General features: G+C 48.0%; 12 protein-coding genes. 9 read left to right on the top strand and 3 right to left on the bottom strand.

Features of this window, described 5'->3' with window-relative positions; all coding sequences use genetic code 11:
* Window positions 1–48 precede the first annotated feature (48 nt).
* Entirely contained in the window at window positions 49–3,624 is a 3,576-nt protein-coding gene (locus SK066_RS16180; RefSeq protein ID WP_320542254.1) for an S-layer homology domain-containing protein, read from the top strand.
* Window positions 3,625–4,230: 606 nt separating this feature from the next.
* Window positions 4,231–5,658, top strand: a complete 1,428-nt coding sequence (locus SK066_RS16175; RefSeq protein ID WP_320542253.1) for an FAD-dependent oxidoreductase — start codon at window positions 4,231–4,233, stop codon at window positions 5,656–5,658.
* A 354-nt stretch (window positions 5,659–6,012) separates the two neighbouring features.
* Here SK066_RS16175 and SK066_RS16170 read toward each other — a convergent pair whose 3' ends face one another.
* Together SK066_RS16170 and SK066_RS16165 are read right to left on the bottom strand one after the other, a co-directional pair.
* Complete coding sequence (locus tag SK066_RS16170) at window positions 6,013–7,050, bottom strand: HD-GYP domain-containing protein (protein WP_320542252.1); 1,038 nt, start codon at window positions 7,048–7,050, stop codon at window positions 6,013–6,015.
* A gap of 81 nt (window positions 7,051–7,131) precedes the next feature.
* Window positions 7,132–7,875 carry a molybdenum cofactor biosynthesis protein gene (locus SK066_RS16165; RefSeq protein ID WP_320542251.1) on the bottom strand — a complete coding sequence of 248 codons (744 nt, stop codon included), beginning with the start codon at window positions 7,873–7,875 and terminating at the stop codon, window positions 7,132–7,134.
* Between the two features lie 102 nt (window positions 7,876–7,977).
* Here SK066_RS16165 and SK066_RS16160 point away from each other — a divergent pair, with 102 nt between their 5' ends.
* The 6 genes from SK066_RS16160 to SK066_RS16135 all read left to right on the top strand — a co-directional run bounded on the left by SK066_RS16160 (window position 7,978) and on the right by SK066_RS16135 (window position 15,173).
* Window positions 7,978–9,432 (top strand): bifunctional metallophosphatase/5'-nucleotidase, encoded by a 1,455-nt coding sequence (locus tag SK066_RS16160; protein ID WP_320542250.1) that lies wholly within the window; start codon window positions 7,978–7,980, stop codon window positions 9,430–9,432.
* A gap of 100 nt (window positions 9,433–9,532) precedes the next feature.
* Window positions 9,533–10,666 carry a radical SAM/CxCxxxxC motif protein YfkAB gene (yfkAB, locus tag SK066_RS16155; RefSeq protein WP_320542249.1) on the top strand — a complete coding sequence of 378 codons (1,134 nt, stop codon included), beginning with the start codon at window positions 9,533–9,535 and terminating at the stop codon, window positions 10,664–10,666.
* Between the two features lie 96 nt (window positions 10,667–10,762).
* Entirely contained in the window at window positions 10,763–12,124 is a 1,362-nt protein-coding gene (locus SK066_RS16150; RefSeq protein WP_320542248.1) for a hemolysin family protein, read from the top strand.
* A 274-nt stretch (window positions 12,125–12,398) separates the two neighbouring features.
* Window positions 12,399–13,085 (top strand): HAD family hydrolase, encoded by a 687-nt coding sequence (locus SK066_RS16145; protein ID WP_320542247.1) that lies wholly within the window; start codon window positions 12,399–12,401, stop codon window positions 13,083–13,085.
* Between the two features lie 156 nt (window positions 13,086–13,241).
* The gene (locus SK066_RS16140; RefSeq protein ID WP_188773931.1) at window positions 13,242–13,592 is read left to right on the top strand and encodes a YlbF/YmcA family competence regulator; all 351 of its coding nucleotides are present in this window, start codon (window positions 13,242–13,244) and stop codon (window positions 13,590–13,592) included.
* A 240-nt stretch (window positions 13,593–13,832) separates the two neighbouring features.
* Window positions 13,833–15,173, top strand: coding sequence for a DRTGG domain-containing protein (locus tag SK066_RS16135; protein ID WP_188773932.1), 1,341 nt, complete (start codon window positions 13,833–13,835; stop codon window positions 15,171–15,173).
* 419 nt (window positions 15,174–15,592) lie between these two features.
* Here SK066_RS16135 and SK066_RS16130 read toward each other — a convergent pair whose 3' ends face one another.
* Complete coding sequence (locus SK066_RS16130; protein ID WP_320542246.1) at window positions 15,593–17,545, bottom strand: methyl-accepting chemotaxis protein; 1,953 nt, start codon at window positions 17,543–17,545, stop codon at window positions 15,593–15,595.
* Between the two features lie 257 nt (window positions 17,546–17,802).
* Between SK066_RS16130 and SK066_RS16125 the strand changes: the two genes are divergently transcribed.
* Window positions 17,803–21,567: a DNA polymerase III subunit alpha gene (locus tag SK066_RS16125; RefSeq protein ID WP_320542245.1), complete on the top strand. Its 3,765-nt coding sequence runs from the start codon at window positions 17,803–17,805 to the stop codon at window positions 21,565–21,567.
* Window positions 21,568–21,634 lie beyond the last annotated feature (67 nt).

Here is a 21,634-nt window from a genome sequence, read left to right as displayed (position 1 = left end):
ATCAATAAGCATCTTGATCCGGTACATTGATATAATTGGGGGAAGAAGATGAAAGAATTTTCGCAGAGGAAAAGACGAGTGCAGCGCTACTGTCTAAGTGTACTCTGTATCCTATTGAGTCTCGGATTGGTGCATCCAGCATATGCAGCGCCGCCTGCGGTACCTAGCGTAACAACAGGTGCAGAAAAGATTATCATTAGCAATTATGTATCCGGAGCTACATTGAAGGTGTACAGGGCAGACGGAGGTAGTCCAGTATGGCAGGAAGCGAACGTAACAACGGCTACAAAAACAATTGATTTATTGCCGTATGCGAATTCGTATTATGTCACGCAAACGGTAGGTGGCGAAGAAAGTACCAATACGCCTTTCTTTAATACCAGTCTTCGTACACCAGTAGCAACTGCTGGTATTCGAACGATTGATGTTAGCAATGTATCGGGCAATACCACATTAGAATTGCATCGTGTTTCAAGTGGCGCGCTTGTCTCTACGACAGTGTCCAATCAAGGCGGCGGTATGTATCGTTTTCAGAACGTTATTCCGGATAGCAGCCTTTATTATATCGTACAAACGTATAGCGGTCAGACAAGCAATAATACGTCATTTTTAACGTCCAAGCTGAATACACCGATTGCAACAGGTGGAGCCGAATATGTGGATGTGACAAATGTAGATACCGATATCGGTGCTACACTTAGCTTGTACAAGAGCGATGGCACACTCGCATCCAATTCATCCACGAATCAAGGAAACGGAACGTATCGTTTCTCAAATGTTGCGGCTGGATCAGGCTACTATGTTACCCAGATGGTAAATGGAGTACAGGCAAGTTCGAATGGCGTTAATGTTACACTGGATCAGCCAGATGCTCCAACCATCGCAGCTGCTAACGAGTCCTTAAATGTGAGTCAAATTGTCGCAGGTGCAACACTCAAGCTATACACAACAACAGGCACACTTGTGCAGACGTATCCGACGGTATCGAGTACCACCTATACAATGGATAATGTACTCCCTAATACGATTGGGTATTATGTAACTCAGACAGTCAATGGTAAAGAAAGCGTGAATTCTAACTTTGCGAATCCGAATTTGCATATTCCAACTGCGACCGCAGGCATTGGCTATCTCGATGTGAGCAATGTGACGAGCGGTGCAACGTTGAATTTGTATGATGCATCTAATGGTCAACGTGTATCTGTAACTGCGGTTGATCAAGGAAATGGCGTCTATCGTTTCGACAATGTAGTGCCTCGCAGTAGTTATTACTATGTAACACAATCGCTCGGAGGACGGGAAAGCCTGAATACGCCGTTCATCAATAGTATGCTGCCTACGCCTATCCTTGCTGGCGGTGTGGGCTATGTAGAAGTAAGCAATACGTATGCAGGCGCAACGATCACATTATATAGCGGATCGACTCCAATCTCTACCACTCCAGCGTCGCTTGGTAATGGACTGTATCGCTTCAATAATTTGGATACAGGTGTGCCTTATTATGTGGTGCTGTCGATCAATGGTGTGCTAAGCCCAGCTTCCAATATTGCACTGGTACAAAAGAATATTCCACCTGCGCCTGTCGTAGCAGGACGGGGTGAATCGATCCAGGTAAGCAATTACATTTCGGGAGCAACCCTTACGCTGTATCGTGCTAACGGCACAATGATCCAGACCTTTCCGAATGTAACAGGCTCGGTATATACATTGGAAAATGTATTACCGGATCAAGACTATTACTATGTTACACAGACGGTAAATGGTAATGAAAGCTTAAATTCAGTGTTCGTCAATTCGATTCTGCGCACGCCGATTGTGGTTGCCGGAATTGAATCGATCGATGTTAGTAATGTATCACCGAAAGCACAACTGAAGCTGTATGATGCAGCCAGTAATACAGTGACTTCAGCAACGTACACGATGCTGGACAATGGAACCTACCGTTTTAACAATATTGCACCGCGTGTTGGATTCTATTATGTGACCCAGTCAGTGTATGGAATGGAAAGTGTGAACTCGATTTTCGTTAATCCGATTTTACGTACACCAACGGCTGTGGGCGGACGTGAATTGCTGGATGTGGGCAATGTGTATCCAGGGGCGACCTTAAAGCTATTTCGTAGTGGAGAGAATCAGCCGCTAGCAATGGAGCCAACTAGCATCGGTGATGGACAATATCGCTTTAGTGGCATTTTGTCCAAAGGTAGCTATTATGTTGTGCAATATGTCAATGATGTAGCCAGTCCTCGCTCTAATACCGTTGCCGTGACGGTAAAAGACAAGGATAAGGACAACTCATCTGGTACTAATGGCAATGGTATGACTCCGAACGAGCCGACACCTCCAGTCCAACCGGGTTCAGGTACACAGCCTACAAATGTGGACGTGCTGGTGAATGGCAAGGTACAGAGAGCGGGAACATTGATCGAGAGCATGCAGGGTGAGCGTAAAGTACAAACGATTCAGGTGAATCCAGAGCTGGTTCGTGAAGTGCTTGCCGCTGAAGGTAAGGGTGCAACAGTGACGGTTCCGTTTACCAATGCAGACGATGTGGATGTACTGGTGAGTCAATGGGACGCTACGCTGATTCAGGAGATGAATGAACAGCAAGCGAAGCTCGTTATGGATACACCGTTAGGGATGTACACCTTGCCAGCGACACAGCTTCCACTGAATCAAGTTGGAACAAGCCTTTCCGCGACGGAGCTTGCCAGCACGAAGCTGGAGATTTCGATTGTGAAGGCATCTACCGCTGATGTGACGCGTATCAATACAATCGCTGCACAAAAACAGCTAACTGTATTACAGCCTGCGGTTAGCTTTGAGATTAGCCAAGTAACGAATGGCAATCGTGCAATGATGAATCGCTTCAAGCAATATGTAGAGCGCCTGATTCCTTTGCAAAATACGACGGATCGCAGTGGTACCATTACTGGTGCTGTCCTGAGTGATGATGGAGACGAGCTGATCCCTGTACCGACACGGATCATAGAGCAAAATGGTAACACCTATGCAGCGATCTCCAGCTTGACCAATAGCACATATGCACTGGTGAAGCATACACCACAGCTACAGGATATTGGCGGTAGCTGGGCAGCGACAGCTATTGAGGATATGGCGGCTCGATTCGTTATCGAGGGCACTGGGAATGGTCGCTTTGAGCCATCTCGCTCGATTACACGAGCTGAGTTCGCTTCGATTTTGACCAAAGGGCTGGGCTTGAAGCCTGTTCAGACCAATTCATCCTTTAGCGATGTTGCTTTATCCGCATGGTATGGTGATGCGGTATCAACAGCAGCAGAGTATCAGTTGATTACGGGCTTTGAGGATGGTACATTCCGTCCACAGCAGCCAATTACACGCGCTGAAGCGATGGTGATGCTATCCAGAGCGATGCAGCTAACAGGACTAGAGCAGCATGGTAGTAGCTCAGAGTCCGCGCTACAAGCTTTTACGGATGCTCAAACCGTTCCAGCATGGGCACGTAGCGCAGCAGCTACAACGATCGAAGCGGGCTTGTTCAATGGACAAAATGGCAAGCAGCTTGCACCTCAAAAATCGGTCACTCGTGCTGAGGTAGCAACACTGGTAGAGCGTCTGCTGCATCAATCCGGACTGATCTGAAGATAGGGTAAACTTTTTGTACAGATTAATGTTTGAAATCATGTATTCTATTGATCGTGAGTCATGATTATAGTGGGCATTGCTCATATTATAGTGGGCATTACTCATAATGTATGGGTTTTATTATGGAATGCTGTAGTTGTGTAATCCGTATAACGGATAATGAAGTATAGAAGGTCTAGCAAGCTATTCGTTGATCGTGTTGATCGTTTGTTAAGACTGCCTTTCAGGCTGATGCGTTATGCACTCGCCTGGAGGCAGTCTTTTTGTTAAGATCAAGTAGTGTGATTGCTCTCATACAGTTGACGAGCATGAGCTTGGAACGTTAACCTGTACAGAGAGCATATCTATACCTATCTGTGGATACATTTTAGCTCAGGCTCGACAGATGCAGAGACAATGTTGCCCATTTTCCCATTTTAACTATATTGCAGCAAGGTGGTACGACATTCATTGAAAACAAGAAGTGAACGACTGAGATCAGGCAACAGACAGCAGATGCAAAAGAAGAACAGAATGCGACGATACATATTAGGGCTATGTGCAGTGCTGCTAGTTCTCGTGCTGGCAGGTAGCTATGTTGGATATATGAGTATAAGAGGATCAGTGCCCCCTTCCATAGGAGCTAATGAATCAGCTACAGCTGGTACGGGTACGACATCGAATCCTGGAGCGGAAGAACAAGCAGCTAAGCCTGCTCCTACTATCGATGAGCAGTACGATCTTGTGCTGATTGGCAGTGAGATCGAAGGCGTATTAATGGCAAAGGCTGCGCATGATGAAGGGCAGAAGGTGCTCATTCTTGATCCGCGCGAAAAGCCGGGCGGTCAGCTACTTCAAGGTCAGATGCTGGTGCTGGATGAGCCGAATAACAATAAGAAAATCAGCCTTGTGCAGGGTGAGATGAAGAAGCTATATAACGCTTATAATGGCGGCGAAATTCGTAAAGAGCAGGATTTTATGAAGTATTATGATGGATTAGTCGAAGGGATTCCTTTAAAAAGTGGAATTAAGCTAGGGCATATTCAGCAGGATGAGCAGGGCAGTATGCATAAGATCGACAGCATTACCTATACCGAGCAGGATGGTAGCCAGCATACGGTAGGAGCGCGCTACTTTGTGGAAAATACCGATTATGCTGCTTTAACCTCACAGCTGGATGCGAAGCGAATTCCAGGCGTAGAATCGATCTTTAGTGGCCATGCAAGCAAGCCTGAATATATGGCAGCCACGTATATGCTCAGATTCAAGCATGTGGACTGGCTTGCTCTACACAGTGCGACGCTGCTGGACTACCCACTAACTCGACTGGAAGCCAAATATGGTACCAATACGTATGTTGATTATGATTTTGGTACAGGCTTTAATAAGATTACGGATAAGTTCCAGATCGCCGATTCACAGCTCAAGCTGCGTGGCATCAACTCCACCTATCAGAAGGATGGCGAGGTCATTATTAACGCTTTGCTCATCTATGATGTCGATCCGTCCAATCCTGAATCGGTGCAAAAGGCAATTGCCAAAGGCAGAGCAGAGGCGCCGCGTGTACTGGAGTTTTTGCGTGAAAATATTCCCGGTTACAAGCATGCCGAGCTCAATGGCTTTCCCGATTATCTATACATCCGCGATTACAATCGCTATGAAACGGATTATGTGCTTCAAGCTGACGATCTGATGAACAGCACCATGTTCTGGGATAATGTGAGCATTGGCGGATATCCACTTGATGTGCAGGGAACACGCGAGGTGCCGACTGGTAAAGGCTACGGCAAGCCAGATGCGTATGGTATCCCACTGCGTTCATTTGAATTGAAGGATTATGATAATGTGCTGGTCGCTGGTAAAAATATCGGTGCCTCGATCAAGGCATATGGTAGCGCACGAATTACACCAACAACAGCGCTGGCAGCCCAGACGATCGGCATTATTCTCGGACGAGAGGGCAAGGAGAAAAAGCTGCGCGATCTGACGAAAGAGGATTTTGAGCATATTCATGATTATTTGCGCACAGAGTATCGTATCTCGTTAAAATAGCAGAACATTATAAACGGATGTGTATACATTCAATAGGCAAATGCAGCCTTAGATATCGTAAGATGAAGGTGGAAATCGAGTCTTTTTTGTACCCTGCATCGATCATTATGAACTACATTACCTAAGAATCTATAGCTAATCTGGCGATAAAATGAAAACACCCGCTGTCCTCCTCAGAAGGATAGCGGGTGTTCTGTTGTTGGTACAAGCTCATGCGTGCTTCAAACCTATTGCGTACATGCTCCTACCACTCAGCGTGCGAATGTTTTCTATTCAGACATGACTGCTCAGAAATGATTGCTGTTCAGCTATGACGATTTTTAACATTGTGAATAATAGGCAAGAGTTGAACGTTTACAGGAAAATATCCTCAATCTCCAGCTCCGTCTCAATTGCCAGATCTTTAAAGCCTTGCTTCGTCTCGATCAGTGGACGGAAGTAATCAGACGGATTGGTCATAATAATTTTCCCGGTTTCACCAGAATTCAGCTTCACATGTTTGCCAATCATATTCGGCAGCATATGACGGATGAAGGTTTGAGTCGATTCGGGATGTAGCTGACCGAAGCTCATACGGTGCAGCTCCTTGAGTACCTTGAGCAACTCTTGCTTGGATTGATACACACGATTGGTCGTCATCGCGCTGTAGATATCAGCGACAGCTACAATGCGTGAGTACGGATGAATATCATCCAAAACGAGCTGATGCGGATAGCCTTTTCCATCGGCACGCTCATGATGCTGTAGGGCAACAAGGGCGCTTAATTCGTCTCCAGTCGATTTCATAATCAGATCATGACCGAAGATGGTATGTTTTTTCATCCATTCAAATTCCTCGGCGGTTAGCTTGCCTGGTTTATTCAGAATATCGGCGGGCACCTGTGCCTTGCCTACATCGTGTAGATAGCCTGCACGTCCAGCCAGATAGGCTTCCTGCTCTGTATAGCCTAGCCATACTGCCAGATAGTAGGATAGCATACCAACCTGTAGAGAATGGGTATACGTATAATTGTTCGTGTCATTCAGCACGAATAGTACTGAAACAACATCCTTTTGGGTGTGAAGCTCCTCCATGAGCGGCTCCAGCATATCATCAACCTGGCTTCCATCAAATTCTCCGCGTGCCGCTGCACTCAGAAAAAGAGTCTCAAACCCCTCCAAGGCAGTATCAAATTTAACCTTAGCCTGCTCAAGTGTATGAGGGGCGGGAGTAACAGGAGAAACATCAGGTGTATTTTCAATTGTCACATAGTCCACACCAAGCTGTAGCAATTTACTGATATCACTGGAATGGAGAGTATGGCCCTTTTGCATAATGTGAATGCCGAATGAGTTAAATGTGTCGCTTGATAATGTATCTCCCGGCTTTAAATCGGTCACATGTACTCTCAATGCGGGGCACCTCCGTAGATGAATAATACGTTTATCATATCAAGAAAAAAATTTGATCACAATCAAAATATACTCAAGAGATTAAGACTTTGGCTGGACGGGATTCCAAGGGCCGGTTTGCACACCTTTCCACTCTGAGCCGTCTGCCCATATTTCCTTTTTCCAGATCGGTACGGTTTCTTTTAAGCGTTCAATCGCAAATCGACTCGCTTCATACGCATCGTTCCGATGAGCAGAGGAGACGGCGATGATCACGCTCGTTTCGGCAATACCTACAGCACCGATGCGATGACTGATTGCGCAGCGGCTACCCCGCCATTGCTCGGCAATATGCTGCCCGATCTTTTGTAGCTCAGACAATGCCATCGGCACGTAAGCTTCGTATTCCAGATACGTTGTCTGCATATCTCCAGTCATTTCGCGTGTTGTTCCGATAAAGGCGATCGTGGCACCATGATTATTATCGCTCACTTTGGCGACAACCTCTTCCGCAGATAGGGCGAGTGAAGTGATGACAAACAGCCCATCCTCGGTCTGTGCACTATTCTGATTGGCTCCAGAGCCACCGGATACGGGAGGAATTAGAGCAATCTCATCCTCTGGTTTAATATTATTATCGACAGAAGCATACTCCTGATTAACAGCAGCGAATGAGTGTGCAATCGCCTGAGCGGCTTCGGGGTATTGGGATGTGAGCGCAGCTTTAAGATCGGCTACGGTACACGATCCACTGTCTCCATCCGTTGCGGAGGTGATGTTCAAGGTGATCTCAGTCTGCCCGATCCGTTCGGCAAGCCCTGCGAACAATTTAATGGTATACTGCATAAAAGTAACGACCTCCAAACGATAGATTTATCCGATTTCATCTTATCATATTCACACGTTCATGATGTGAAAAGAAATACAATGACCGGAAGGAGCTGCCCGATGAGCAGAGATCAACGAACTTCTAATGATACTATTACCCTACTTCATACCAATGATATTCATAGCCATTTTGAAAATATGGGCATTCTGGCAGCGATTGCGAACGATTATCGGGAACGCTACGGACCGGGGCATGTCGTACTGCTCGACATTGGCGATCATATGGATCGAATGTCACCGGAGACAGAAGGCTCAGAAGGAGCCGCAAACGTTGATATTTTAAACTTAAACCAATACGATGCAATCACCATCGGTAATAATGAAGGACTTACCTATACATCGGCTATTTTGAATCAGGCATATGCTGGTATTCTGTGTCCGGTTGTCTGCTCCAATGTGACAGAGCATGCGACTGGACAGCCTCCTGTATGGATGCAAACCCATCGCATCATCGAAAAAGGCGGTTGGCGAATCGGTCTTGTCGGTGCAACGGCGCAATATGGAGACTTTTATGAGTTGCTAGGCTGGGATGTGGATGAGCCAGCGCGTTGTCTGGAGCCGCTTGTACGTGAGCTACGCGATCAGGTTGATCTGCTGGTGCTGATGTCGCATCTTGGACTTTCAACCGATCAGCGGCTTGCCGAGCAATTACCACAGCTGGATGTGATTCTAGGTGGACACAGTCATCATGTGCTGGAGCGCCCACTATGGATCGGCAATACGGTAATCGGTGCCGCGGGCAAATTTGGACATTATATGGGTCATATGTGCTGGCAAAAAGCAGCCGATGGCGGACGTCCTAAGCTGCTGGATGGAGGGCTGATTCCGACAGATGATGAAAATATGCCGCGTGATGAGCGCGTCGAGTCTGCGATTGCACTGCATCGGGAGCGTGCTGCAGAGCGAATGAGTCGCACGGTAGCGATTTTAAAGGAGCCGCTGGAGATTAATTACGAGCATGAGTCACCGCTGGGCAATCTGCTTGCGCAGGCGGTTCGTCGCTATACGGGAACCGAGCTGTCGATTGTGAATGCTGGGCAATGGCTTGGGCCGCTGCCCGCAGGCGAGATCAGTGAAGCGCTGCTTCATCGTCTCTGTCCATCGCCCATCAATCCAAGCCAGACCTTACTGAAGGGACGCAGCATTCGACTGGCATTGGAGCAGTCGCTGCTACCGGAATTCACCAGCCGTGCGATTATGGGCTTTGGCTTCCGGGGAAAGGTACTGGGTTGTCTGTGTGTGGATGGTTTGGCCGTGCAGTATGACCCGAATCGTGCGCCCTATGATCGTATCGTATCGATTACGACAACAGCCGGCGAACCGCTGGAGGATGAGCGTGAATACAGTGTAGGTACGCTGGATATGTTCACTTTCCGCATTGGCTACGAGTCGCTCAGTGAGAGTACGAGCGTGTCGTATATGCTGTCCGAATTCATTCGTGATCTACTGCGTACCGAGCTGCAGACACCGGGTGCGATTGATGTCTCTGCCGAACCTCGCTGGTTTATGTTATGATAAATAGGACCTTGTACCAACAATTGCATAATTGATGTGCACGACACTCGTTATGAACGGACCGGTTTGGGGTTAATACATGAAATAAGGTGAAAAACAAATGACAGTAATACACAGAAGTGAGTGGCCACTCAAGGAGCTTTCCCCAAGTAATGATCCGTGGGATCCGTTGCAATCACTTCGCCAGTATGGAAAACATACACTCACCAGTGTTGAGATGACCGTAACGAATCTGTGCAATATGCGCTGTGAGCACTGCGCCGTCGGCGATTCGCTTGTGATGCGTGAGCCGGATATGATTCCATTGCCGTTGATGCTGAAGCGTCTGGATGAGGTAGAGAATCTCAAGACGATCAGTATTACAGGTGGCGAGCCGACCTTCCGCAAGAAGACGGTAGACGAAGTAATTATCCCTTTGCTTCGCTATGCGCGTGAGCGTGGAGTGCGTTCGCAGATTAACTCCAATCTAACGCTGGATATCGGTCGTTATGAGCCTATGTTGCCTTATCTTGACGTGATGCATATCTCGTTTAACTATACATCGCCAGATGACTTCCATGAGGTTGGCTTTGCGAATAGTGGACATCCTGTTCCACGCGAAGCGGCTGTACGGATGTATGACACCATGATGGAGAACACACGCAAGTTGAGCGATGCAGGCATGTTCATTTCGGCAGAGTCGATGATTAACTATCGTACGCATCGCAAGCTGCCGGAGATTCATCGTCTTATTCGTGAAATGGGCTGTAAGCGCCATGAGGTGCATCCGATGTATGCAGCTGATTTTGCGGCAAGCCTGCCGGTGCTAGCGCTGGATGACTTCCGTGCAGCTATTCATGATTTGCTGGATCATCGTGATCCTGAGCTATGGATGCTGTTTGGCACCTTGCCATTTTTCAGCTGTAATCCAGGCAAGGCGGATCGTGATCTGGTCGCGCGTCTGCGGAATGAACCGAATGTGACGGTACGTAATGATCCAGATGGTCGTAATCGAGTGAATGTGAATATGTTTACTGGAGATGTATTTGTAACGGACTTTGCTGCCATTCCTGCGTTTGGCAACATTCATGAGCACAAGCTGGATGATATTTTCGGCGAATGGAGCAATAATCATCCGCTGAATCAGCAGGTCAACTGTCATTGCGATGCAGCCGCCTGCTGTGGTCCGAATCTGCTCGTTGCGGATATGTACTACAAAGGAACCGACTTCAAATCACGCAGAGCGATACTGTAAAAGCCGCATAGCTAGCGGACGTCGGTACGCCATGTATGGGCTCCGGCGGTGATTTGTGGCTGCTGTACCATATATCCGAGAAATGGGGCGTTCTGGTTGGAGCATGAGTTTGAGCTAGGTAATTTAATACTCAATTTGGCTCTTGTATTTATACTTGTATTTTTAAATGGATTTTTCGTCGCGGCGGAGTTTGCGCTTGTGAAGGTGCGTCATTCCCGGCTTACCGAGCTGCAAAGTGAAGGCAATCGATTGGCTGGCTATGCGCTCAAGGTAAACAGTAAGCTGGATGCGTATTTATCGGCGACGCAGTTCGGTATTACGCTGGCTTCACTTGGACTCGGTTGGATCGGAGAGCCAGCTATATCGGAGCTGCTTGTAGAGCCGCTTATGTACAAGCTTGGATTTACCGATGGTACGCTGATTGCGACGATCTCGGTCATTATCGGATTTGCAGTCATTACGTTCCTTCATATCGTGCTGGGCGAGCTCGCACCCAAATCGCTAGCGATTCAGCGGACAGACGGTGTATCGCTTGCATTGTCCGCGCCACTGTTGTTCTTTTACCGTGTGTTCTTCCCATTCATCTGGTTACTCAATGTCGCTGCAAATGCAGTGCTCCGTGCAGTCGGAATCGAGCCAGCCAGCGAGGCGGATGGTGCCCATTCAGAGGAAGAGATTCGTATTCTCATGAATCAGAGCGCAAAGAGCGGGATTATGGATGAGGGCGAGATTGAGCTGGTGAACAATATTTTTGAATTTTCCGACCTGCTTGCCCGTGAAGTCATGCTGCCACGTACCGATATGAATTGCCTGTATACGAATCTATCCAAAGAGGAAAACCTCGCGATCATTCAGGAAACGAAGCATTCGCGTTATCCGGTTGCCGTAGAGGATAAGGATCGTATTATCGGGTTCATACATATTACCGATGTGCTTCTCTCACCGGTAAATCAGCCGTATGATCTGGCTGCACTGGCAAGACCGATCCTGAATGTACCGGAATCGATGGAGATCAGTCATGTACTACAGCTGATGCAGAAAAATCATGCTCAGATGACACTCGTTGTTGATGAATACGGTGGTACAGCCGGCTTGCTGACAGCAGAGGAGATTCTGGAGGAAATTGTCGGCGAGCTGTATGATGAGTTCGAGGATGAGCGTCCAGATGTGGAACGTATTGGTGATATCATCTCGGTGGATGGACGGATGCTGATTGAAGATGTGAATGAGCTAGCCGGCGTAGAGATCGATGATGACGAGGTCGATTCGATCGGCGGCTGGATGTTCAAGGAGCTTGAAGGCGTACCGGAAAATGGGAAGAAGGTCGAGGTCGATGGCGTAGTCTTTGAAGTGGCTGAATCGGAACGTCTTCGCATTATGCGCGTGAATATTCATCCATTGCCTGAGCCAGAAGAGGAGTCTGAAGGCGAAGAGAAGGGTGAAGCGAGCCCGTCGTAAGTTTGGTGCGCTATGGTGAACCATGTTGGGCTCAAGATATAAGATCATTTAAGCTATAAAAAGGCTTTCATAGTATGGATGCTGAACGTCATACACAGGTGCGGTTATTATTGCCGCACCTGTCTTATTTTCCAAACTGCTACAACGCTATGATGATACATAACAAAGCGAGATAGATGATACGGATCGAGACGACAACGATACAAACTATAATGAGACCGATGGTAATGAGATGCACTGCAATGATGAATACAAACAAAAAGGAGTCGATCGAATGCACAATCAATCGGTATTGCACAAGCCACAGGCGATGATGTTTGATATGGATGGAACCTTATTTGAAACGGAAACGGTATTGCTACCTGCATATCATCGTACATTTGAACAGCTTCGCAGTGAAGGGTTATACGAAGGCGAGACGCCGCCAGAGTCGATTATATTAAGCTCACTCGGCATGCTGCTAGAGGACATCTGGGCGCGCGTGATGCCAGGGGCAAGCCGTCAGACGGTGGATCGTGCGAATGAGCTATTGCTGGAGCTACAGCTACAATTTATGGAGGAAGGGCTGTCCCGTCTGTATCCACACGTAGAGGAGACATTAGAGACGCTACACGCGCAGGGTGTCCGTTTATTTATCGCCAGTAATGGATTAGAGGGCTATGTGAAAGGGATTACTCGGGTGCATCAGCTGGATCGACTGCTGGATGGTGTGTATAGCGCAGGTGAATATCAGACAGAAACGAAAACGGAGCTGGTACGTCTGCTCATGGAGCAGCATGGACTACAAAGTGCATGGATGGTCGGTGACCGTTCGTCTGATGTGGAGGCAGGAAAAGGAAATGGACAGCCGGTAATCGGGTGTCGTTATGCGGATTTTGGAGATGATAGTGAGCTCGCCGGAGCGGATGTTATCATCACATCGTTTGAGCAGTTGCTGGATGTGTTTAATAAAGCGAAGTGAGTACACCTGTTTTACTTCTGACAGCAAATCAGTTAACCTGTATAGGATGTGCTTGCGCCTGTGCTGTCTGATGCTTGAAGACAGGCTTTTAAGCATAAAATAACGAACATCCGTATTCATAAGGTGATACGGCTGTATCGGAAAGTGGGGCTTATAATGACAAACATTTATGACAAGGCTAATGAGCTATCCAGTGCGATTCGTGATAGCAAGGAAGTTACGGATATCACAGCAGCGATGCAACTGATCGAGGCTGATCCAGAGAGCAAGCGTATGCTGGATGATTTCCGTGCGCGTCAGATCGAGGTTCAACAGCGTATGATGTCTGGCGATATGCCAAACCCGGAAGAAATGGAACAAATGGAAAAGCTGTTTGAGGTGCTGAACCTGAACCTCAACATCCGTCGTCTGTTTGATGCCGAGCAACGTCTGAGTACGATTATTGAAGATATTAACAAAATTATCACAGATAGCCTGAGCCATCTGTACGGTGGTCCTGAGCAATAATCTGTTGCATTCATCACTGCATAGCAAAGTATAACAGTGGCATAGTAGATAGCAGGAAAGAAGTGTATAGTGTTTATATTTTCATGTTATAGCTTCTCCTGCTACGATAATCGATCGCTTCTTAGCCTAGCTGTTAACGAATAAAGGAACGCATTTCACCAAACATAGGGTGAGATTGCGTTCCTTTTTTATGCTATAATGGAAAAACAGTAATACAGCTACGGAAAGGTGGTGCTACAGTTGCAGGAACATGATGAATCTATTACCAAGCATGAGCAGCTTTTGCAGCATATTGAGAAGTTGAAGATCGGTTCTAAAATTTCCGTCCGCAAGCTGGCACGCCAGATGGGCGTGAGTGAAGGAACAGCATATCGCGCTGTGAAGGAAGCCGAAAATATGGGAATCGTTGTCACCCGCGAGCGGATCGGTACAGTACGGATTGAGAAGCGACCTCGTGGTGCCTCGGATCAGCTTACCTTTTCTGATGTGGTCGATATTATCGATGGTAAGGTGCTCGGTGGCAGCAGTGGTCTGGATAAGACGCTTGTAAAATATGCGATCGGTGCGATGAAGCTGGATGCGATGATGCGCTATGTCGAAGCGGGAAGCCTGCTTATTGTCGGTAACCGTGAGGATGCGCATCAGCTCGCACTGGAGCATGGTGCAGCCGTACTAATCACAGGTGGATTCACCACCAGCCCTGAGGTGAAGGCACAGGCAGATGTACGCGGATTGCCGATTATTTTATCCCGTCATGATACGTTTACCGTGGCATCGATGATTAACCGTGCGCTGTTTGATCGGATGATTAAAAAGAAAATTATGCTGGTGGAGGATATTATCGCGGGCAAGCCAAAGCCAGGAGTGCTCAAAGCCTCAAGTACCGCCGAGGATTTTTACGAAATGGCAGAGCGGACAGGCTATCTGCGACTGGCTGTCGTGGATGAATGGAACCGGATTATCGGTATTATCGGACGCAAGGAAATGGAACAGCTTCCACCAGGGCAACCGATTGAAAAGGTGCTCATTCGCCGCCCGATCACCGCAACACTGCAAACATCACTGGCATCAGCTGCTCAAACGATGATGTGGGAAGGGATCGACTTCCTGCCGATTGTCGATCGCAATCGTAAGCTGATCGGCACGATTACGCGTCGTGAGGTGCTACAAGCGATGCGTGATGCACAGCAGGAGCCAAGTGCAGGCACGATGGAGACATTTGATTATCTGATCTGGAATGGCTTTGCAGAGGAACGGGATGAAGAGGGAACGATCTTCTTCCACGGATTCATTACGCCGCAGATGGCGACTCAGCTCGGCAACATTTCCGAGGGGATTCTTATTTCCGTCATGATTCAGGCAGCGGTACGCACAGCACGTCTGCTCACTGGCAATGATTATGTACTCGATAATATGTCGACGTATTTCCTGCGTCCGGTTCAGATTGAGGATGCGATTACTGTTCGTCCGACCGTGCTGGAGGCGAGTCGACGTACGTATAAGCTGGAGATTGAGATCGTGTATGATAATGCGCCTGTATCCAAGTCGATGCTAACACTACAATCGATCGACCACGGCTAATCGATCATCGCTAAAGGAAAGAAAGCATCGGATAGAAAAAGTAACGTTTGTTTTCTGTGCAGCAGGTATAACAGGTAAGAGTAGTAGGATTTATTGAAATAAAATTGCACTATTCCACGCCACTTCAAATGTTCATGCCTGTTGCTCGTGATATAGCTATACGCCAAAAAAGGATGACCTCCGCTTGAGGTCATCCTTTTGTATAAGCATGATGTGGTTCTGTATAGAGTGAAGCATATCGTTAGACTTTGAGGATATACGGTGTAGCTATAGAGTGCGGTCACAAGTCATTAGAATGCTTGATAGAGTTGGGCATCTCGCCACACTTTGAAGATATAAGGTGCATCTATACAACACAGTACAAGTGATATTGCCTGCTCAGGTATTTATACGATTATAGTCGATCCATGATAACCATATTAAACCTTAAAGCGTTCAACCATCGTTTTTAGATCATTTGCTACACTGGACAGCATAGCCGAGGAAGCAGAGATTTCCTGCATCGTTGCTAGTTGCTGCTCGGTAGCGGCAGAGACGGATTCGATCTCGCCCACTGCTTCACTTGTAATGCCAGACATCTGATTCACCGATTGGATGACCTGCTCGGTGCCTTGAGACAGTGTGGAGGAAGCTTCAGATACACCTTCGATGCTTGTTACCACTTCATTCACATAGCTGCGAATGAGCTGGAAGGATGCGCCAGCTGTTTGTACCGCTTGAATGCTATGCTCGACCTCATGGGAGCCCGAATTCGTTTTATTGACCACGGCTTCGATTTCCGATTGAATACGATCGATCAGTGAGCCGATCTGGTTGGCAGACGAGGAGGCTTCATCCGCTAGATTACGAATTTCTTTTGCTACGACACTAAAGCCTTTACCATGCTCACCTGCGCGAGCGGCTTCGATGCCTGCATTTAGCGATAGCAGATTCGTTTGCTTGGCGATCTGAGCGATCGCAACGACAATTTCACCGATCGTTTGAGAATGCTGACTCAGGCTACCGACTGAGCCAGATAGCTCACCGAAAATCGTTTGCAGCTTGTTGATTTCACGGCTAGCAGATTGTAATGCTTCATCGCCTTCATTGACTTTACTGGAGGTCAGTGACGCAGTAGCGGCTACCTGCTGAGCGCTGCCAGCGATATGTCCGATACCATCTGCCATGCGATATACCGTTGCCGAGGTTTGTCCGACCTGCTCGGATTGACGCTCTGAACCGGTCGCTACCTGCTGAATCGATTCTGCGATATGCTGTGAAGCCTCTGACGTTTCGCTAGCACTGGAATTAAGCTGCTCTGAGGATGAAGCCAGATGCAGAGAAGTATCTTTTAGATGAGATACGATCTCTCGCAGACTGGAGGTCATCCCAGCAAGTGCATTCGACAGCGCGCCGACCTCATGCTTGGCTTTGATATCCCATGTCGTCGTCAGATCACCTTGAGCGACTGACTCGGTCACTTTGACCAATTGCAGAAGCGGACGGGTAATTCGGCTGGAGAACACATAACCCGCTGTGATCGCAGCGATCAGCGATACGACCATAATGATGATACTGCTGTAGAGCAGCTTGAAGTAATCCTGCATGATGACATTGTAGGATTGCTCGCTAAATACCGTCCAGCCTGTAATCGGGTCATGCACATAGGAGACTAGCTTTTTTGCACTACCTGCTCCTGACTCTACTGTACCCTGATTGCCTGCTGAGCCCTGCTGAAAAGCAGCGGTAGTATGGATATCAGCATCAAGCTGCTTGGAATCTGGATGTGCTAGAATAATCCCAGCGCGGTCAGCGATATACGCCGTCTGTCCATTGGTGGAGAATTCCTTGGCATAATCACTCATCGTATCGAGTGGAAGCGAGCATTGAATCAATCCGCTCAGCTTTTTATCATTGTCAAAGATCGGGTAAACGATATTTATAATCTTTTTCCCACTCGATTTACTGACGATCACATCAGAGATGACTGGCTTTTGAGTGGAAACTAATTGTTTGAAATAATCACGATCGCTCACATTGTCCAGTTCGGCGTCTGTGTTTTTAGCAATTTGCTGACCATCTACACCGCTGAACACGATCGTTTGCAGCTCGGGATGAATTCCTGCCGTTTGAGCAAGTAGATTTTTCACCTGAGGTAGCTGTTCGGGATTGTATTGCTTTAATTCTGGATTGGTTGCGAGCTGCTGTAGCATCGCTAGCTCTGTGTTGACGAGTGTTTGCGCTTTTTGCAATACCAGCTCTACATTTTGCTCATTCATGCTGTATGCATCTTTCTGAATTTTGTTGGTCGTACTGATCAAGCTGAAAGCGCCGAATACAAGCAACGGCACAATCGTAATGATCGATACGATCATAATGAGCTGTTTTTTCATCGTGTTATCCCCTGTCCTCATCATGAGAATGTTGTTTGAACATGTAATGAGCTATTTATCGGCAAATGTTGGATGAAGTTTAGCTATTAATGTCAACATTTGTCGAGGTTGGCGAATAAATCTGTAATCGCATACTGTTCCGTTGACCGAATGTGATAAAATATAATAGCGAGGTGTGGGCTGAAATGCCTGCTATCGCTGTAGTTAGGCGAATAATGATAGCTCTACCATTTTACAAATAGAAAGCAGGGAAGCGTATGACCCCATTCGTCCATTTGCATGTGCATAGTGAATACAGTCTGCTCGACGGGGCTGCGCGTATTCATGATCTGGTTAGTCGTGCAGCAGCGTCAGGTATGACCTCGCTCGCATTGACTGACCACGGTGTCATGTATGGAGCCATCCCTTTTTATAAAGCCTGCCTCCAGCACGGTATTAAGCCGATTATTGGCTGTGAGGCGTATTATACTGCCGGTTCACGGCGAGAAAAGGCAGCACGCAAAGATCAGCCGATCCATCATCTATTGCTGCTTGCCAAAAATGAAACAGGCTACCGGAACCTGATGAAGCTGTGTTCGATCGGGCATCTGGAGGGCTTTCATTATAAGCCTCGGATTGACGGGGAAGCATTGCGTCAGTATCACGAGGGTATTATTTGCCTGAGTGCCTGTCTTGGCGGCGAGATTCCACAGCATTTGCTACATGGAGAGCCAGAGCTAGCCAAGCAGGCGGCACAGCGGTATTTGGATATTTTCGGTGAGGACTTTTATATCGAGCTTCAGGATCATGGACTGGCAGAGCAGAAGAAGGTCACACCTCAACTGATCGCCCTGGCGCGTGAGCTGAATATTCCGCTTGTCGCTACGAATGATGTGCATTATCTGACTGAGGATGATGCAAAAACGCAGGATGTGCTGATCTGTATCGGGACGGGAAAAACGGTCGATGATGAGAGCCGTCTGCGGATTCCAACCAATCAATTGTATTTAAAAGATGGCGAGCAGATGGCAACACTGTTCCGTCATGTGCCAGAAGCGATTACGAATACCGAACGGATTGCCGAGAAATGTGAGCTTACCATTCCGCTCGGCCAATCGCTACTGCCCTCGTATCATCCGTTACCAGATGATCTGAGCGCAGAGCGTTATCTGGAGCAACTCTGCCGTGAAGGCCTGGAGCGTCGCTATGCGGATGGCGAGCTGTGGAATGATGCAGAGGAGCGGAGCAAGCTGGAGGAACGACTTGCATATGAGCTATCGGTAATTGGTAGCATGGGCTTTGCTGATTATTTCCTGATCGTATGGGATTTTATGAGCTTTGCACATCGTGCAGGTATTGCTACCGGGCCAGGTCGGGGTTCGTCCGCAGGCAGTCTGGTTGCATATGTGCTTGGCATTACCAATGTCGATCCAATTCGCTATAAGTTGCTATTTGAGCGTTTTCTGAATCCAGAGCGGGTATCGATGCCTGATATCGATATCGACTTTAGCGATCTGCGCCGGGATGAGATGATCGATTATGTCGTTTCCAAATACGGACGTGATCGCGTCGCTCAGATTATTACCTTTGGTACGCTGGCAGCGCGAGCAGCTGTACGTGATGTGGGACGGGCATTAGCGGTGCCTTATGCGGATACTGACCGCGCTGCCAAGCTCATTCCTGCCCAGATTGGTGTAACGATTCAGCGTGCGCTGGAGCAGGTGCCAGAGCTACGCGAGCGCTATGAAAAGTCTGCTGCTGTGCGTGAGTTGATTGATACGGCGATTAAGGTAGAGGGCATGCCACGGCATGCGTCTACCCACGCGGCAGGTGTCGTTATTTCCAGCGGCCCGCTAACCGATGTAGTGCCTCTACAGGAAGGCAGCGAGCATGCGGTATTAACACAGTATGCGATGGAAAATCTGGAAGCGATCGGTATGCTGAAAATGGACTTCCTCGGTCTGCGTACTCTATCGATTATTGAACGCTGTCTGCAATGGATTCAGGAGCAGACGGGGGAAACGATTGATTTTAACCATATTTCTATTGAGGATAAACTGACGTATTATATGCTCAGTCAGGGCGATACGATGGGTGTATTCCAGCTTGAGTCTGCTGGGATTCGTCGTGTGCTACGCGATCTCAAGCCGAGTGAATTTGAAGATATCGTATCTGTAAATGCCTTGTATCGTCCAGGTCCAATGGACTTTATTCCGCGTTATATTGATGGCAAGCATGGACGGATTACGGTGGAATATCCGCATCCAGATTTGAAGCCGATTTTGGAGGATACGTACGGTATTATCGTGTATCAGGAGCAGATTATGCAGATTGCCTCATTGATGGCAGGCTTCTCGCTCGGTGAAGCCGATCTGTTGCGTCGTGCTGTCTCCAAGAAGAAGCGCGAAGTGCTTGACCAGGAGCGGGAACACTTTGTTCGGGGTAGCCTCAAGCTGGGCTATACAGAGCAGGATGCGAATGCGGTCTATGATATGATCGTTCGCTTTGCTGATTATGGCTTCCCACGTGCGCATGCGACTGCCTATGGTGTACTTGCATTCCAAACCGCTTACCTGAAGGCGCATTATCCAGTGCAGTTTATCGCGTCCATGTTAACTGCGGTAATGGGCACACATCGTAAAGTAGCTGAATACGTGCTGGAGTGTCAGCGTATTGGAGTAGAGGTGTTGCCGCCGGATATTCATTTGAGCGGTGTGAACTTTACGCCCGTGCTGGAGGAGTCGTCTACCGATTCTTCTACCTCTATTGCCGATCAGAATGATGGAGCAACAGCAACGGATGATCAGCCGGAGCTGCGTTTATATCAGGGAGGCGGGCATATCCGCTTCGGTCTGGGAGCAGTCAAAAATGTCGGTACACAGGCGATTAACAGCATTATCAAGGAGCGTCAGGAGCGACCATTTGATAGTCTGGTGGACTTTTGCCGACGCGTTGATCCCAAAGCATGCAATAAGCGCGTAATCGAATCGCTTATTCAAGCAGGCGCCTTTGATAGCTTGCCTGGACATCGTGCGCAGCTGCTACAAATGCTGGACGAAACGATGAAGGAAGCGGCAAAATGGCGCAAGGAGCGTGAGGAGCTACAGATCGAGATGTTTGATTTTGATCTGGGCGAGAAGCCGAACTGGGAGGTATCCTACCCGGATGTGCCTCCATTTACAGCAGGAGAGCAGCTGGAATTTGAACGCGAGCTGCTGGGTTTATATCTATCCGGTCACCCACTGGATGACTATGAAGATGCCATCGAGCAATCCGGTTTATCACGATTGATGAATTTACATGAAGCGGCAGATGATTCAATTGTGGCGGTTGCGGGTATGGTTGTTTCACTCAAGGCAATTACGACCAAGCAGGGCAAGTCGATGGCATTTATGGAAATGGAAGACCAGATCGAGAAGTGCGAAGTGGTCATGTTTCCTGAAATCTGGCGTAAATGTCGTGAGCTGGTCGATAAGGGTGTACTGCTGATTGTACGCGGACGCTTGCAGCAGGACGATGAGAGCTTCAAGCTACTGGCAGAGGAGATTGTCTCACTGACGCCGTCCGCAGCAGCCGAGATGGCAGACAAGGTCAAGCAGCGGGCACAAGCCACACGAAGCAAGAAGCCGGAGCGTAGTGAAGCTGCTCCATCTGCAAGTCGTGCTACGGGTACAGGTGCATCGACAACAGCGACAGGCATGCGAACCTCGCGTACCAAGTCGTCGACCTCGACTGTCAATGCGACCCGAACGGCTTCGACCGATACAGAGGCTAATGTGAAGACCGAATCTGCTCCAGCGCAAGAGCGTACGCCTAAGCAGCATGTATATATCAAAATTACACGCGAAGCCCAGCAGGCAGGACAGCTAGAGCAGCTCAAACAGCTGTTAGCGGATCATCCGGGTCAGCTCGGTACGATGCTCTTTTATGAAGAGGGGCAGAAGCTGCTTGATCTGAGTGGCAGCTATCGTATCAAGCCGTCACCAGCATTATTTAGCGCCATTGAGCAGATGCTGGGCGAAGGCACGGTGCGTGTGAAGTAACGCGTAAAGTTCATTTTTCATCCATTCCCTTTGGAATCGATCCATCTGATAGACGATACAGGTGGAT

Origin of the sequence: Paenibacillus hunanensis, from assembly GCF_034055775.1 — a bacterium.
Lineage (GTDB): Bacteria > Bacillota > Bacilli > Paenibacillales > Paenibacillaceae > Saccharibacillus > Saccharibacillus hunanensis.
This window is presented reverse-complemented; position numbering and strand designations above follow the sequence as displayed.

Excerpts from the sequence above, each read along its gene's own strand:
- SK066_RS16145 (WP_320542247.1), top strand. The coding sequence starts at position 12,399 with ATGCACAATCAATCGGTATTGCACAAGCCACAGGCGATGATGTTTGAT.
- SK066_RS16180 (WP_320542254.1), top strand. The coding sequence starts at position 49 with ATGAAAGAATTTTCGCAGAGGAAAAGACGAGTGCAGCGCTACTGTCTA.
- SK066_RS16140 (WP_188773931.1), top strand. The coding sequence starts at position 13,242 with ATGACAAACATTTATGACAAGGCTAATGAGCTATCCAGTGCGATTCGT.
- SK066_RS16125 (WP_320542245.1), top strand. The coding sequence starts at position 17,803 with ATGACCCCATTCGTCCATTTGCATGTGCATAGTGAATACAGTCTGCTC.
- SK066_RS16130 (WP_320542246.1), bottom strand. The coding sequence starts at position 17,545 with ATGAAAAAACAGCTCATTATGATCGTATCGATCATTACGATTGTGCCG.
- yfkAB (WP_320542249.1), top strand. The coding sequence starts at position 9,533 with ATGACAGTAATACACAGAAGTGAGTGGCCACTCAAGGAGCTTTCCCCA.
- SK066_RS16165 (WP_320542251.1), bottom strand. The coding sequence starts at position 7,875 with ATGCAGTATACCATTAAATTGTTCGCAGGGCTTGCCGAACGGATCGGG.
- SK066_RS16160 (WP_320542250.1), top strand. The coding sequence starts at position 7,978 with ATGAGCAGAGATCAACGAACTTCTAATGATACTATTACCCTACTTCAT.